This is a genomic window from Bradyrhizobium tropiciagri (assembly GCF_018130505.1).
Lineage (GTDB): Bacteria > Pseudomonadota > Alphaproteobacteria > Rhizobiales > Xanthobacteraceae > Bradyrhizobium > Bradyrhizobium tropiciagri_B.
The window spans coordinates 322785-339029 of sequence record NZ_JAFCKH010000001.1 but is presented as its reverse complement, the minus strand read 5'-3'; the positions used below and the strand labels follow the sequence as shown (position 1 = coordinate 339029).

General features: G+C 64.0%; 8 protein-coding genes. 2 read left to right on the top strand and 6 right to left on the bottom strand.

All coding sequences use genetic code 11. The features are described 5' to 3' along the window. Window positions 1-164 precede the first annotated feature (164 nt). Complete coding sequence (locus JQ633_RS01570) at window positions 165-11738, bottom strand: ELWxxDGT repeat protein (RefSeq protein WP_211981615.1); 11574 nt, start codon at window positions 11736-11738, stop codon at window positions 165-167. Between the two features lie 537 nt (window positions 11739-12275). Between JQ633_RS01570 and JQ633_RS01565 the strand changes: the two genes are divergently transcribed. After that, window positions 12276-12869 carry a response regulator transcription factor gene (locus JQ633_RS01565; protein ID WP_349631503.1) on the top strand — a complete coding sequence of 198 codons (594 nt, stop codon included), beginning with the start codon at window positions 12276-12278 and terminating at the stop codon, window positions 12867-12869. Next, window positions 12869-14626, top strand: coding sequence for an ATP-binding response regulator (locus tag JQ633_RS01560; RefSeq protein ID WP_211981613.1), 1758 nt, complete (start codon window positions 12869-12871; stop codon window positions 14624-14626). The genes JQ633_RS01565 and JQ633_RS01560 overlap by 1 nt, the downstream gene beginning before the upstream one ends. A gap of 17 nt (window positions 14627-14643) precedes the next feature. On the opposite strand, the gene JQ633_RS01555 is transcribed toward JQ633_RS01560, so the two are convergent. The 5 genes from JQ633_RS01555 to JQ633_RS01535 all read right to left on the bottom strand — a co-directional run bounded on the left by JQ633_RS01555 (window position 14644) and on the right by JQ633_RS01535 (window position 16136). Then, entirely contained in the window at window positions 14644-15075 is a 432-nt protein-coding gene (locus tag JQ633_RS01555; RefSeq protein WP_211981612.1) for a PaaI family thioesterase, read from the bottom strand. Window positions 15076-15316: 241 nt separating this feature from the next. Next, on the bottom strand, window positions 15317-15529 hold the full coding sequence (locus JQ633_RS01550) for a hypothetical protein (protein WP_211981611.1): 213 nt from the start codon (window positions 15527-15529) through the stop codon (window positions 15317-15319). 27 nt (window positions 15530-15556) lie between these two features. After that, on the bottom strand, window positions 15557-15712 hold the full coding sequence (locus JQ633_RS01545; protein ID WP_211981610.1) for a hypothetical protein: 156 nt from the start codon (window positions 15710-15712) through the stop codon (window positions 15557-15559). 24 nt (window positions 15713-15736) lie between these two features. Next, window positions 15737-15898, bottom strand: coding sequence for a hypothetical protein (locus JQ633_RS01540; RefSeq protein ID WP_211981609.1), 162 nt, complete (start codon window positions 15896-15898; stop codon window positions 15737-15739). Window positions 15899-15956: 58 nt separating this feature from the next. Next, a complete protein-coding gene (locus JQ633_RS01535; RefSeq protein ID WP_211982839.1) occupies window positions 15957-16136 on the bottom strand; it encodes a hypothetical protein in 180 nt (59 codons plus the stop codon). Window positions 16137-16245 lie beyond the last annotated feature (109 nt).

The window sequence follows — 16245 nt, the reverse complement described above, 5'->3', positions numbered from 1 at the left end:
GCCGAGAATGTCCTCGCCCAGCAGCCTCTCGAAAGCAGATATCGAAAGCAAATAGAGCCGTGATCAGCGTGGAGCCGTTGCAGACGCAACGCCTCGCGTTGCGATCGACCATGCAGCGGTCACCGCGCCAGCCTGCGGCGATAGGACGATCGTCCGCCTAGCGACTACACAATGTGCCATCCGTCGGGGATCGCTGCCTGACCAGCAATGATGTGAGCGGAAGCAATGTTGCCGCTATCCCAGATCGACGCCCGCCCATCATCGTTGTGCCAGGCGACGTCGAATTTACCATCTCCGTTGAAGTCGCCGGTCCCTGCGATGTGCCATCCGTCAGGCACAACGCCCGCGCTGGCAACGATATGCGCGCCGCTGATCTGGCCGTTGTTCCAGATCGAAACCGCATGGTTGTCGTTCTGCCAGACGATATCGCTGCTGCCGTTACCGTCGAAGTCGCCGGTGCCGGCGATGTGCCAGCTGCTCGGCACGACACCCGCACTTGCGACGATGTGCGCGCCGGCGATCTGGCCGTTATCCCAGATCGACACTGCACCATTGTCATTGTGCCACAGGATGTCGCTGTTGCCGTCGCCATTGAAGTCGCCGGTGCCGGCGATGTGCCAGCTGCCCGGCACGACACCCGCACTTGCGATGATATGCGCGCCGGCGATCTGGCCATTATCCCAGATCGAAACGCTGCCATTGTCGTTGTACCAGAGAATATCGCTCTTGAGGTCGCCGTCGAAATCGCCGGTACCGGCGATGTGCCAGCTGTTTGGAACGACGCCCGCGCCGGCCAGGTAGTGCGCCCCGCCGATCTGGCCGTTATCCCAGATCGAGACTCTACCGTCATCATTGTGCCAGAGCAGATCCGCGCGGCCATTGCCGTCGAAATCGCCCTTGCCGACGATATTCCATCCAGCCGGGACCACGCCAGACGACGCGATGATATGTGCGCCGCGGATCTCGCCGCTGTCCCAGAGCGAAGCCGCCCCGTTGTCGTTGTGCCAGACAAGATCGCTATGCAAATCGCCGTTGAAGTCGTTGAGCGCCGTCGGCGGGTTTGCAGGCGTGACACTGAAGCTGGCATGGCCGGTAGCGATCTTCGGATCGGCTGTACCGTCGGTGGTGCCGTTGTCGGATATCGTGTAGTCGAAGGATGCCGTGCCGTAGACGTTTGCCGTCGGCGTGAACTCGACATGCCCACCGGTGATTTGAACCGTGCCGCCGGTAGAGTGAGACACAGCTGTAATTGTCAGCGTCTGGCCGGCCTCGTCGGCCGCCGTTACCGGTCCTGCACTGTCGTTGCCGGTGAGAGAGGCAAAGGAGAACGACTGAACGCCCGCGTTCATAGCGATGGTCGGTAGGGTGTCGGGATTGGCGACCGGTGCGTCGTTGACCGCACCGACCGACAGGTTGACCGTGACGGTATTGCCGGCCGTCGTTCCATCGAAAGCGTGATAGCTGAAACTGTCGGCCCCGTTGAAGTCCGCGCTCGGAGTGTAATGGAACGAGCCGTCCGCATTCAATCCGAACGAACTGGCGTGCGACGGTCCGGCATCGAGGACGGCGGTGATGGGGCCGCCGTGGACGTCCGATTCATTGGACAGCACGCCCGCCGCAGCGGCGATCGTCAACGTATTGTCCTCCGCCGCACTGTAATTGTCCGCGGTCGTGACCGGCGCGACGTCGGTGACCCCGATCGTGAAGGTCTGGCTGTTGGCCGCACCGCCGGCGTCGGCCGCCTTGACGGTGATGGTGTGACTTGCACTTGTTTCGAAGTTCAGCAGCGCAGCGTCGGCGACATGGACGACGCCTGAACTGTCGATGTTGAACCGGCCGCCGGCATCGTTGGTCAGGCTCCAGGTGATCGCGCCGCCATTGGGGTCGGTTGCGACCGCGGTGATGCCGACGGCGTCACCATTGCCGGCCGCCTCCGACACGCTGCCGCCGGTCACGCCGTCGCTGTCGACCGGAACGGTCGGCGCGACGTCGGTGACGGCGATGGTGAAGTCCTTCGTGCTGGTGCCGCCCTGGGTATCGGCCGCCTGCACCGTGATGGTGTAGGCGCTCCCGCTGGCCTCGAAATCGATGCCGGTTGCGCCCGCGGCGCTGACCGAAACCACGCCCGAATTGGCATCGATCTGGAACAGGCCGCCGGCCGAATTGGTCAGCGACCAGGTGATGTTGCTGCCGTCCTCGGGATCGGTCGACGACGCGGTGATGCCGACGAGGCTGTTTTGCGGCGCGCCTTCGGCGATGCTGCCGCCGCTCGTGCCGTTGCTGTCGACCGGAACCGATGGCGGCTGATTCGCGGTAAGGACGAACGACCCCGTGGCACTATCGGTGCCGTCCGACACCGAGAAGCCGAACCCGTCGTCGCTGGTCGTGGCGTCGGTGTGCGTGTAGGTCACGCGCCCGCCATTGATGTCGGCCTGGGTGAACGTATCGTTCGCGCCGATGTCGGCCCCGTTCAGTTTCAACTGGCCGTGAACCGGCGCCGACGTGACCGTGTAGCTCAGTTGCGACGCCGAGTTGTCGACGTCGGTGACCTCGAGCCTGGCCTGCGTGATGGTGGCCAAGCCGCCGCCGAACCCGGCGCCGAGATTGTGCGTCACGGCCGGCGCGTCGTTGGTTCCGGTCACCGTGACCGACATTGTCGAGCTCGACTGCGCGTTGAACTCGTCCTTCATGGTGTAACTGAGCGTCACGATCTCGTTGGCGCCGGCGGCCAGATGATCGAAATCGGTACCCGGATTGAAGACGAGATGGTTGCCGACGATCGATACGCTGCCCTTGCCGGTAGGCGCCCCGACCGAGACGAGCGTGAAGCTGTGATTGTCGTCGACATCGGTGTCGTTGGCGAGGACGTCGATATCGAGCGTCTGGTTCTCGCCGCCTCCGGTAGTGTCGGCGACCGCCGTCGGCGTGTCGTTCTCGCCGGTGATCGTGACCGTCGCGGTCTGGGTCGAGGTCGCACCCGAGCCGTCGGTCACCGTGTAGTGGAAGACGTCGGTCGCGGTCGCTCCGGCCTTCAGATGCTCGAACTGTCCGTTCGGGTTGTAGCTGAAGGTGCCGTTGTTGTTGTTGACGACCGTGCCCAGCGTTCCCGTGCTGTCGACGCTGAAGGTGTGGGCGTCGCCGGTGTCGATGTCGGTCCAGGACGCCGTCAACGTCACCGGGTTGCCGGTGTTCTCGTTGGCCGAGCCGGCGATCGCCGCTGCGACCGGCGCGTCGTTCTGGCCGGTGATCGTCACAGTGCCCGTCTGGGTCGAGGTCGCCCCCGAGCCGTCGGTCACCGTGTAGTGGAAGACGTCGGTGGCGGTGGCGCCGGCCTTCAAGGTCTCGAACTTGCCGTTCGGGTCGTAGCTGAAGGTGCCGTCGCCGTTGTTGACGACGGTGCCGAGCGTGCCGGTGCTATCGACGCTGAAACTACGCGTATCGCCGGTGTCAACGTCGGTCCAGGACGCCGTCAGCGTCACCGGATTGCCGGTGTCCTCATTGGCCGAGCCGGTGATCGCCGCCGCGACCGGGGCGTCGTTCTGGCCGGTGATCGTCACGGTGGCGGTCTGGGTCGAGGTCGCGCCGGACCCGTCGGTCACGGCGTAGTGGAAGACGTCGGTCGCTGTGGCGCCGGCCTTCAGGCTCTCGAACTTGCCGTTCGGGTCGTAGCTGAAGGTGCCGTTGCCAAGGCTGATGACGGTGCCGAGCGTACCGGTGGTGTCGACGCCGAACGTATGGGTGTCGCCCGCGTCGATGTCGGTCCAGGACGCGGTCAGCGAGACCGGGTTGCCGGTGTCCTCGTTCGCGGCGCCGGTGATAGCGGCTGCGACCGGCGCATCGTTCTCGCCGTGAATGGTCACGGTCGCGGTTTGCGTCGAGGCGAGACCTCCGGCGTCGGTCACCGTGTAGTGGAAGGTGTCGGTCGCGGTGACGCCGGCCTTCAGGCTCTCGAACTTGCCGTTCGGGTCATAGCTGAAGGTGCCGTCATTGTTGTTGACGACGGTGCCGAGCGTGCCGGTGGTGTCGACGCTGAAGGTCTGGGTGTCGCCCGAGTCGACGTCGGTCCAGGATGCCGTCACGGTCGTCGGATTGCCGGTGTTCTCGTTCGTCGAGCCGGTGACGGCGGCGGCAACAGGGGCATCGTTGGCGCCCTGGATCGTGATCGTCAGCGTGGCCGTGCCGGTCGCGCCGTGATTGTCCATGACCGTGTAGTTGACGACGTCGGTGATGGTGTCCGCGCCGGTTCGCAGCGCCTGCACCGCGCTGTCGGTCTCATTGACCGCGTAGGTATAGGTGCCGTTGGCGCTCAGCGTGATGTTGCCATGCGCGGTCGCGGACGGCGTCCCGATCGTGATCGGATTTGCGCCCGACGTCGCCGCCGACACCGTCCTTGTATCGCCGCTATCGACATCGGTATCGTTGGCCAGCACGTTGCCGGTGGCCTGGCTGCCGCCGCTGGTATTGTTGACGCCGCCCTTCTCCAGCGCCGACCCGGTGTCATTCTGCCCAACCGGCGCATCGTTGACGCCGGTGATCACGACCGTATCGGTCTGATGCACCGTTGCGCCCTGCACGTCGGTGACGTCGTAGCTCACCACCACCGTCTCGGTGGCGTTCAGCGCCAGATGATCGAACACGGTGCTGGTCGGATCGACGTTCAGCGTGTGGCCGGACAGGCTGAAGCCGGTCGGCGCGGTAGCGGACGCACCGCCGCCGTCGACGGCGTACGTGACGTTGGCCACCGACAAGGTCGCGGTTTCGCCGGTATCGACATCGGAGGCAGTGCGCAGCAGGTCGAAGCCGGTCGCGGCGTCGTTCTCATGGGCGCCATCGGTCTGCGGCGCCGACACCACGGGCGTATCGTTCTGGCCGGTGATGTTGAAGGTCAGCGTGCTCGCGGTGGTCGCGCCGTTCGGGTCCGCGACCGTGTAGCTGAACGTATCGGTCGCCGGCGTGCCCAACGGCAGCGCTTCGGCCGCCGCCGTGTTCGGCGTGTAGCTGTAGGTGCCGTCCTTGTGGATGTTGAGCACACCGTAGGTGCCGGTCACCGCGAGCGCGGATCCGTTGGCCGGAACCGCCGCATCGGCGGCCGCACCGAAATGCGCCCCAGAGACCACCAGCGTCGCGGTCTCATGGTCGCCGGGCGCTGACAGCGTCAGCGAGAGGTTGTCGGCGTAGCCGTCATTGTAGGCCGGCGTGCTCTGCGTCGCCGTGAGCACCACCATGATCGCGCGCGTTCCGACCGGAACCGCGAAGCTGCCCGACGCCGACAGCAGTTCGGTGACGTTGCCCCGGGCGCCGGAGAGAACGTCTCCGATCGCCCCGCTCGTCCCGATGACGTTGTTGCCGGCGTCAAGGAACACCGCCTTCAGGTCGGTATGGTCGTCCTGGGTCTGAAAACCGCCGAACAATCCGCCGAGATTGGCCGACACGGTGCCGCCGTCGATTGCGGCGGCATAGCCGCTGACGTCGATGGTCTGCGACGCCGTCGAGAGCGCGTTGCCCGGACCGCCCGCGAAAAAATGCGAACCGCTGCCGGCCTGCGCCGTCAGCCCGCCGCTCAAGCCATAATCAACCGAGCTGAGATTGGATGTCGTGGTCCAGCCCTGCGGCGCGACCACGGTGTTGAAGTCGTGCGCCGAGGCGCCGGCCTCGGCATCGCCATTGACGATCAGATTCCCGGTGACGAACGCGCCGGTCGTGACGACGTCCACATCGCTGTCGTTGCCGAGCACACCGGCCGCGCGCGATGCCGCGGAGGCGGTGGCGTCCTCGTTGACGGCCTTGCTGTCCGCAACCGGAGCCGGCGCATCGTTGACCGAGGTCACCACCACGCTGGTCGTGGTGTTGGTGACGGCGCCGCCTGCGCCATCGTCGACCGACACGGTGAAGTACACGGTCTCGGTGCCGCCCACCGGCTTGCGGTTCTCGGTCGGCTGGAACGACAGCGCGTGGATCGCCGTCGTCGCGTCGACGGCGGTCCCGCTAAAGGTGTAGGTGCCCGCCACGCCGCCGGCAACGAAGCCGGTGCTGGTCAGCGAGGCGGCCGTGAACGCCCCCTTCCCGGCATCGTCGAGCGTGATCGTCACGGTCTGGGTCTGCGCCGGGGTGTCGGCGTCGGCGATCGTCACGCCGCTGAACGGCGCGATTGCGCTCTTGTCGCCGGTGGCCTGGCCTGCCGTCGCCCCGGTCAGGGTAGGCGCGACATTGGCGAGGAAGGTGAAATTCGAGGCATTCGAGCTGTTCGGCGTAGCGGTATCGGTGACACGGACCGTGTTGGTGCCATCGAACACATAGAGTTCGTTGCCGTTCGTGCCGTCATTGGCCATGAACGAGAAGTGGCCGTCGATGACGCCGTAGTTGAAGGTCAGATAGTTCGGCACCGGCGACGGCACATTGGTCAACGTGCCGGTGGTGCCGTCGAGGATGTAGAGCGTATCGCCGTTGGTCGAATCGTGGCTGCGGAACGCGAGATGATCGGCGTCGACCTGGAAGTAGGTCCCGGTGCTGCCGCCCAGCGTCGGCGTCGTGACCGCATGCGTTCCGGCGGTGGTGCCGTCGGTGGTCCAGAGCAGCGGGCCGTTGCCATCGTCGGCGCTGAAATAGAGGTGGCCGCCCACCACCATCAGATTGCTGATGCCGCCGTCCGCGCTGCCCGGATGGATGTCCTTCACCAGCTGCGTGCCGCCGGGCGTGCCGTCGGTGACATAGAGCTCGGTCCCGATCGTGCCGGTGCCGTCGTTGGCGGTGAAATAGGCTTTGCCGTTCCAGTAGGTCAGATTGGCGATGTTCGACGAATTCGGCGTGCCGACGTCGGTGACGCGAACGGTGTTGGTGCCGTCGAAGACGTAGAGCTCGTTGCCGTTGGTGCCGTCATTGGCCATGAACGAGAAGTGGCCGTTGATCACGCCGTAGTTGAACGTCAAATAGTTCGGCACCGGCGACGGCACATTGGTCAGCGTGCCGGTGGTGCCGTCGAGGATGTAGAGCGCATCGCCGTTGGTCGAATCGTGGCTGCGGAACGCCAGATGATCGGCGTCGACCTGGAAGTAGGTCCCGGTGCTGCCGCCCAGCGTCGGCGTCGTGACCGCATGCGTTCCGGCGGTGGTGCCGTCGGTGGTCCAGAGCAGCGGGCCGTTGCCGTCGTCGGCGCCGAAATAGAGATGGCCGCCGACCATCATCAGGCTGTTGATGCCGCCGTCGGCGCTGCCCGGATGGATGTCCTTCAGCAAATTGGTGCCGGCAGACGTGCCGTCGGAGACGTAAAGCTCGGTCCCGATCGTGCCGGTGCCGTCGTTGGCGGTGAAATAGGCCTTGCCGTTCCAGTAGGTCAGATTGGCGATGTTCGACGAATTCGGCGTGCCGACGTCGGTGACGCGAACGGTGTTGGTGCCGTCGAAGACATAGAGCTCGTTGCCGTTGGTGCCGTCACTGGCCATGAACGAGAAGTGCCCGTTGATGACGCCGTAGTTGAAGGTCAGATAGTTCGGCACCGGCGACGGTACGTTGGTCAGCGTCCCGGTACTGCCTTGGAGGATGTAGAGCGTATCGCCGTTGGTCGAATCGTGACTGCGGAACGCGAGGTGATCGTCATCGATCTGAAAGAAAGTGCCCGGGCTGCCGCCCAGCGTCGCGGTCGTGACCGGAACCGTGCCGCCGCTGGTCCCATCCGAGGTCCAGAGCTGATTGCCATGAACGCCGTCGTCACCCGTGAAATAGAACTTTCCGCCGAGCGAATAGAAGTTGGACGGATTGAAGCTGCCAGTGCCGGAAATGACGTCCTTGACCAGCGATGCCGTCCCGCCGGCCGAATCGTAAACCCACAATTCCTGGCCATGGCCGGTGCCGCTGCTCGACGAGAAATCGCTCGCCGAGAAGAACACCTTGCTGCCGACCGTGGTGAGATTCTGGATGTTGGCGTCGGTGCTGCCTTCGAAGATGTCGCTAACCGGCGTCGAGCTCGTTCCATTGCTGAAGAACAGCTCGCGCCCGTGCGTTCCGTCATTGGCGACGAACAGCACGCCGCCGTTGACCGCGAGCATGTTCGAGGGATCGGAGCCGTTATCGCCGGAGTTGAGATCGGAGATCTGATGCGCGCTGTTTGCCGTGCCGTCGGTGACGCCGAGCTCGTTGCCATGCGTCCCGTCGTTCATCACGAAGAAGAATTTTGAGCCCGATACCGTGCCGGAACCGACCCTGAAGTCGGCAATCTTGGTGAAGGTCGTGCCGTCGAAGCTGTAACTGGCGTTGTCGTTGTGGGAGCTGAAGATGATGCTTGAGCCAACCTGGTAGCTGTCAAAGCCAAAGGCATAGGGCGCATTCGGGCTGACATAGGTCAGGCCGCTCGGCGACGCCTGCCAGAGGCCGTAGCCGTGACCGACGCCACCCTGGTTGTCGCTTGCCCCGTAGTAGAGCATGCCGTTGAGAACGAATTTTTGATAGAACGAGAAGCCGGTCGAGATCCGCGTCTCGGTGTCCGTCGCGGGATCGACGACGTGCAGCTGCTGGCCAGTGCCGTCGCCGTCGTCGGCGAGGAAATACAGCTTGCCGCCGGCGGTGATCAGGCCAACCGGGTTCGAGCCGTTGGCGCCGACATTCTGGTCGGTGACCTGACGGGTGTTCTGGAGCGTGCCGTCGGTCTCCCACAGCTCGCGGCCGTGAACGCCGTCGGATGCGGAGAAGTAGGTCTTGCCGCCGACCGTGGCATGGTCCAGGCCACCAGCGGCATAGTCGAGCGACGCGCCGGGGTTTTGCGTCGCGTTGATGTTCTTGGCGAGGGTAACGGTCGAACCGTTCGAGAAATAGAGCTCGCGGTCTCCGTTGCCGCTGTCGGCGGTGAAGACGACGCCGCCCGCCACCGGCGTGATGCTCTGGGGATCGGAATTGTAGCCGCCGGGATTGAGGTCGCCGACCATATGCGCGCTGTTCAGCGTCGCATCGCCGACGCCGAGCTCGTTGCCATGCGTGCCGTCGTTGATGACGTAGAAGAACTGCGAGCCCGATACCGTGACGTCGCCGACCCGAAAATCCGCGACCTTGATGAAATTGGTGCCGTCGAAGCTCCAGGTCGTATTGTCGTTGTGGGAATTGAAGATCGCAGTCTGGCTGCCCGGCGATCCGATCAGGGCGGCGCTGTAGCCGAACGCATACGGCACCGTCGTGCCGACATAGGCGAGCCCGCTCGGCGACGCCTTCCAGAGGCTGTAGCCATGGCCGGCATTGTCGTCGGCGCCGTAGTACAGCGTGCCGTTGAGAACGAACTTCTGGTAGAAGCTGAAGTGCGCCGAAATCCGTGTCTCGGCATCGGTCGACGGATCGATGACGTGGAGTTGCGCCCCCGCCCCGTCACCTTCGTCGGTAAAGAAATACACATAGCCGCCGGCCGCAACGAAACCAGTGGGGTTCGAACCGGAGCCGCCGGTGACGAGGTCGTTGACCTCCCTGGTGCCGGCAAGGGTGCCGTCGGACTCCCAGACTTCACGGCCATGCACATTGTCCGACGCCGAGAAATAGGTCTTGCCGTTCGCGGTGGCGTGATCCGCTCCGCCGGCAGCATAGTCGAGCGACGCGCTCGGGTTCTGCGTGGCGTTGATGTTGGCTGCCGGCGTCGTCGTAGTGCCGTTCGAGAAATAGAGTTCGCGATCCCCATTATCGTTGGTGGCGAGGAACACCACCCCACCCGCAACCGCCGTGAGGCTGTCCGGGTTGGAGTCATAGACGCCCGGGTTGACGTCGGAGACGCGATGCGCGCTGTTCTGCGTGCCGTCGGTGACGCCGAGCTCGTTGCCATGCGTTCCGTCATTCATGACGAAGAAGAATTGCGACCCCGACACCGTGCCGTCTCCGACGCGGAAATCGGCGACCTTGACGAAACTGGTGCCGTCGAAGCTGTAGGTCGCGTTGTCGTTGTGGGAATTGAAGAGCGCGGTCTGACTGCCCGGCGAGCCGAGCAGATAAGTGTTGTAGCCGAAGGCATACGGCACGGTGGTGCCGACATAGCTGAGTCCGCTCGGCGACGCCTGCCAGAGGCTGTAGCCATGACCGGCATTGTCGTCGGCGCCGTAATACAGCGTGCCGTTGAGAACGAACTTCTGGTAGAAGCTGAAATGCGCCGAAATCCTGGTTTCGGCATCGGTCGACGGATCGATGACGTGGAGCTGCTGCCCTGCGCCGTCGCCCTCATCCGCGAAGAAATAGACGTAGCCGCCGACCGCAACGAAGCCATTCGGATTTGAACCGCTGGCACCGGCGATGAGGTCATTGACCTCATGCGTGCCGGCCGCGGTACCGTCGGATTCCCAGACTTCGCGGCCGTGCACGTTGTCGGATGCCGAGAAGTAGATCTTGCCGCCCGCGGTCGCGTGATCGCCGCCGCTTGCGGCGTAGTCGAGCGACGGGCTGAGATCTGCCGTCGGGTTGACGTTCTTGGCCGGCACGGCGCCCGTGCCGTCGGAGAAATACAGCTCCCGATCGCCATTGGCATCGACCGCGGTGAAGACCACGCCGCCGCCGACCGGCGAGATGTTCTGCGGACTGGAATCGTAGCTGCCCGGGTTGATGTCGGAGACGCGATGCGCGCTGTTCAGCGTGCCGTCGGTGACGCCGAGTTCGTTGCCATGCGTGCCGTCGTTGATGACGAAGAAGAACTGCGATCCGGACACGGCGCCGTCGCCGACGCGGAAATCGGCGATCTTGACGAAGCTGGTGCCGTCGAAGCTGTAGCTCGCGTTGTCGTTGTTGGAGCTGAAGATGACCTTCTGGCTTCCGGGCGCGCCGATCAGGTAGCTGTTGTAGGCGAACGCGTAAGGCGCGTTCGGGCTGACATAGGTGACCCCGCCGGGAGTGGCGGCATAGAGGCCGTAACCGTGCCCGACGCCGCTCTGGTTGTCGCTGCCGCCGAAATACAGCGTGCCGTTCAGGACGAATTGCTGGAAGACGGTGAAATTCGACGCATAGAGCGCGGTGCCCGCGGCCGTGCCGTCCGAGATCCAGTACTGGCGGCCGTGAATGCCGTCGTCGGCCTGGAAGATGACGCTCGATCCCAAAGCGAAGAACGAACTCGGGTTCGAGCCGTTGGCGCCCGAATTGATATCCTTGACTTGGACGGTTCCCGCAGCGGTGCCGTCGGACACCCAGAGCTCATTGCCCCCGCTCGGCGTGGTGGCGGAGAAATAGACCTTGTTGCCGGCAACAGTGAGATTGCCGATGCTGCTGTCGTTGCCGCCCGGATAGATGTCCTTGACGACGGCCGTACCGGCATCTGTGCCGTCGCTGCTCCACAGCTCCGAGCCGTTGGTGCCATCGCTGGCGACGAAGAACAGTTTGGATCCGACAGCCTTGAACTGCGAATAGCCGGAGATCGTCGATACGAACGCGATCGCGCCGGTCTCGCCGTTGATCGTGAAGAGGCCCGATCCGTGGACGGAGTCCGAGCCGGTGAAGAAGATGTTGCCGCCGACCGGTGTGAAATTTCCGCCGTTGCCGCCGTTAACCGAACTCGACAGCTTCATGGTTCCAGCAGCGGTTCCGTCGGTTCTCCAGATCAGGCTGCCGGAACCCAAGCCATCATCCGCGGTGAAGTAAACGTAGCTGCCCGAGTAGAACAGGTTGGAGATTCCCGAGCTGCCCGCGCCGGGCATGATGTCCTTCAGCAGAACCGTGGATGCAGCGGTGCCGTTGGTTACCCACAATTCGGTTCCGTTGGTGCCATCGTTCGCAACAAAGATCTCAACCGACATGAATCGCTCCCGGAAATATGCATTTCAAAAAACCTTTGGTTGAATGGCACTTCGTCGTTCGCGCGGTAAATTGCCTAAATAGGCACATGCATCGGCGCGCGTCCGGGAACTCGCGCGCGCCGATACCCGCCCCGCGGTGCGCACGCCGGGAACTCGACGATTGGAAGATTGGTCGTGCCACGATATAGCGCCCGGGTTCCACGATCGGCTGCTTGCCGCAAAAGACCTCGCGCGTCCGGCAACGGTAGCAGCTAAATCCTTTTGCTAGCTCGGCAGTTACGGCTGGTTCATGCAAATGTACCGCCGCAGCGGGACAGCGATACCCCGGTGCTCCACGAATACTGTTTTTCGTGATCGCAAGACGTTGCTCCGGCACTGTCGCTCGCATGCGCGGCGTCGCCGTTGCGGGCACGACGTAAAGCGGCCGTAGACGGGGGTAACCTAAATAGGCATATGGTGCCGGCGCCGAGATACAACTATTGATTTTACCGTCACCGATTGACCCAAAGTATATTTCGATGATTCAGGGGCACGACTTTGTTGAACATCCTTGTTGTCGACGACCATCCGCTCTTCAGGGATGGGTTTGCGCATATGGTGCGAATGCTTCGTCCCGAATGGGCCCTGCACTTTGCTGACAATGCCATCCAGGCGCTGGCTTCGCTGACCAAGGTCGCCCTCGACGTGGCGATCGTCGACGTCAGCCTGCCCGGCGAAGACGGATTTGCGCTCTCCAAGGCCATCGAGAAGCTTTCGCCCGCGCTGCCGCAGATCATCATCTCAGGCCGCGACGACATGGCGGTTCGGATCCGCGCGCGCTCCTGCGGCGCGCGCAGCTTCATCGCCAAGACGTCCGCGCCGGACCTCATCGTCGGGACGATCGACGCGGTTCTTCGCGGCGAGACCGTGTTCGACGGCAGCAAAGGCGGCGACCTTCCGGTGCTGACGTCGCGGCAAACCGAAGTGCTGATGCTGCTGGCGGCCGGGCACGGCAACAAGGAAATCCGCCACCGGCTCAATATCGCCGAGCGAACCGTCCGGGCGCATCTGACCGACCTGTTTCAGCTGCTCGGCGCCCACAGTCGGATGCAGGCGATTGTTCGCGCCCGCGAACTCGGGTTGATCGGCTGATGGACCCGATTCGCGCAGCAAGCATCCGCATGCTCTATCAGATCATGCGCAACTCCGGCATCTCCGGGTTGATCGTGACACTGACCATCATCGGCACGGCATGGGAATACAGCGGCGGCTGGATCATCCTGAGCTGGACCGTGGTCCAAACCGTGACGCAGCTGCTCCGCGAAGTGCTGGTGCATGCCTTCCGCCGGCGCCAGCCGCCGGACGCGGAACTGGAGCGTTGGGCACGCTTGCACGTCATCTACATGGCGCTGACCGGCATCGTCTGGGGCGCCACCATCTTCCTGTTCGCTCATCCCGAGGAGCCGATCACCATCGCCCTGACGCTGTGCTGCCTTTACGGCGTGAGCAGCGGCAGCGTGGCCTCGCAGGCGCCCAATCCGCCGAGCCTCTACGCGATGGTGATCCCGATCTTCGGCGCGGTTCTGGTCCGCATGTTCATGACCGGCGTGTTCGGCAACATCATGGTCGCGCTGGCCTCCGCCCTGTTCGGCGTGATGATGATCCGCTTCTGCCGCGCGCAGTCCCGCACCATCGCGGAAGGTATCCGGATCCGTTTTGAAAACGTGGCGCTGGTCGAGGCGCTCACGATCGAGAAGGCGGCCGCGGAGAAGGCGCGGCACGACGCGGAATCCGCAAGCCTCGCCAAGTCGCAGTTCCTCGCCGCCGCCAGCCACGATTTGCGCCAGCCGCTCTATGCGTTGAGCCTGTTCTCCGCCTCGCTCGGCGCCCTGAAGCTCGACAAGGACGGCCGCGCCGTGGTCGAGAACATCCAGGACAGCATTGCCGCGATGGAGTCGCTGTTCGTCGGCCTGCTCGACGTGTCGCGTCTGGATGCCGGCGTGGTGCAGCCGAGGCTCGCCGCGGTCTCGGTCGATGCGCTGTTCGACCGGCTCAGCCAGTATTTCCACCCCATCGCGCTCGAGCGAAAGCTCGACCTTCGCTTCCGCTCCGAAGGCGAGTGGGTGACGAGCGACGTGACGCTGCTCGAGCAGGTGATGTCGAACCTGGTGTCCAACGCGCTGCGTTGCACCAACAAGGGAGGCGTTCTGATCGCCGCCCGCACGCGCGGCAATCAGGTCCGCCTTGAAGTCTGGGACACCGGGATCGGCATCGATGACGCCGATCGCAAGCGGATCTTCGACGAGTTCGTGCAGCTCGACAATCCGGAGCGGGACCGTCGCAAGGGCCTTGGCCTGGGGCTCGCGATCGCGCAGCGCTCCGCGGCGCTGATCGGCGGATCGATCGCGGTGAGATCGCGCCGCGGGCGCGGTTCGCGCTTCACGTTCACGCAGCCGCTGACCGCCTCCCCCGCCATTCAGCCGGCGATCGGCGCCGAGACCTACTGGACCGTGCCGAAGGTGCAGCGCTCCGGCGACCTGCCGGTCCTGATCGTAGACGATGACCGCGAGGTGCGCACCGCGCTGGGCGACCTCCTGAGCCGCTGGGACGTCAATTTCGAAACCGCCGTGGACGCGGAGGACGCGCTGGTCCGCGTCGAGGCGGGCGGACGCTACGGTCTGGTGCTCGCCGACTATCGGCTGCCCGGGGCCCTCAACGGCCTCGACCTGATCGCTGCGATCACCAAGCGCCACCCGCCACCCTCGCCCGACTGCGCGCTGATCACGGGCGATTTCGATCCGGGCTTGATCGCCGCCGCGCACGCACGCGGCATCGCGCTGTTCCACAAGCCGCTCAAGCCAGCCCGGCTGCGCAGCCTGCTGGGCTTCCACGACGAGGTTGGCGCCTGAGGCCGTCGGCCGGCCGATCAGGCCGGGACGCCCCCGAGCGCCTTCGCCGTATCGATCATCCGGACACTGCCGGTTGCCGTGGCGAGAACGCCGCCGGCCGCAGCCATCAACTTGGCCTCAACGAAGACAATGGTCTTGCCGAACATCGTAACAACGGCCTCGACGATAACCGGCCCCACCTTGGCCGGCGCGAGATAGTTGACGGTCATGGATATCGTGGTCGGATAGGCCCTCCCCTCCGCCTTGACGAAGGCCGCTTGATTCATGGCGTCATCGAGCATCGCCGAGAGAAAACCGCCATGCACGAACCCGGCCGGATTGCAGAAATCCGACTTGCCCTCGAAACCGAGCCGAAGCCATCCATCCTCGGGCCGAGCATCCAACATTTGCCAACCGAGCAGCTTCGAGCCCGACGGCACCGCAAGTCGATCCAACGCAGTCTTGACCATTTCCGCCCTTCGCTCCTCCAGTTACAACCTCATGAGATTGATCGTTGGCTGAGCCGAAAGCAACGCATCCGGCCTCATCCAATTGGATTGAGCTAAGAGGTTTTGTCCGGCCATGCCGTCCACATGGCGCTCGCATCTGCTGCCAGCCTTTTGCCGCACAGGCCGGCGCCGCCTTGCGCGCTTCATTGCTGTGTCGTTGTCGTCAGAACGTGCCAGGCTCGATCCGACAGCGGGCAACACATCAACTCGCGTGCTTGGTGAGCGCCGCCTCACCCTCCTCTCGCCCCGGCACGCTGACATGGACCTCGTGGCCCATTCTAATCGCCAATGCTGCGGCGGCTGCCGCAGACTCGAACGCGGCCTCCTTGGTGGCGTATCCGCCATTGACCTTGCCGTCATGTAGAACGCCCCATTCTTCGCCGGATACGATTACCGCATACTGAGCTAATCCCATTGTCTCCTCCAAGGCAGTCGCGCTACATCATGTCTCGTTCCGCTCGTATCGTTCACGAACGATCTTATCGGCGACCTGAACGGCGCGCTTGTTGCGGAAATAGTGCTGAAGGACCCCGAAAATCAGAGCCGTAAGCAGTACGAGCGCGGCGATGCCGTAAATTATTTCGAGGCCAGCATCCATTCGATGTCTCCAAGCGCCCTCAATTCACTGCGTGTTCGATTCATGCCAGTTTTCCAGGTCCGGCTTCTCATCAGAGCGCTGCTCCTTCTCGGGATTGCCCTTCCAAGGCTTGTCCGTTTGGGCATGCGAACCCCAGTCGCTTGGGCGTCCGGAATCTTGTGTCGCGGGCTTTGGTCTTTTCTTCATGTCGATCTCCTCAAGTGCAGAAGCGCCTGCGTTCCCATGAGTTCCTAACGCTCCACGTTCATGGTCCGCCGGCAACCGAGCCCGCGATAACCATGACCAGCGCATCCAGGTCGATCGTGCCGCTGATCGACAAATCCTCCACCGCCTGCACGCTGAGTTCGTCCGGCCGGTTGGCGGCCTGCCGCTTCAGCTCGCCGATGATCGCATCCCTGAGTTTCTGTTCGAGCATGTCCGACACCGTCCGCCTCTCCGTTTGAATCTTGTCGCGGCCATCGCCGGCCCCGACGCCGCGGCTACCTCGACGGCCGTGCATGGCTTCAGAATGCGATAGCGATGCTCCGCCCCGC

Excerpts from the sequence above, each read along its gene's own strand:
- JQ633_RS01570 (WP_211981615.1), bottom strand. The coding sequence starts at position 11,738 with ATGTCGGTTGAGATCTTTGTTGCGAACGATGGCACCAACGGAACCGAA.
- JQ633_RS01555 (WP_211981612.1), bottom strand. The coding sequence starts at position 15,075 with ATGGTCAAGACTGCGTTGGATCGACTTGCGGTGCCGTCGGGCTCGAAG.
- JQ633_RS01545 (WP_211981610.1), bottom strand. The coding sequence starts at position 15,712 with ATGGATGCTGGCCTCGAAATAATTTACGGCATCGCCGCGCTCGTACTG.
- JQ633_RS01550 (WP_211981611.1), bottom strand. The coding sequence starts at position 15,529 with ATGGGATTAGCTCAGTATGCGGTAATCGTATCCGGCGAAGAATGGGGC.
- JQ633_RS01560 (WP_211981613.1), top strand. The coding sequence starts at position 12,869 with ATGGACCCGATTCGCGCAGCAAGCATCCGCATGCTCTATCAGATCATG.
- JQ633_RS01540 (WP_211981609.1), bottom strand. The coding sequence starts at position 15,898 with ATGAAGAAAAGACCAAAGCCCGCGACACAAGATTCCGGACGCCCAAGC.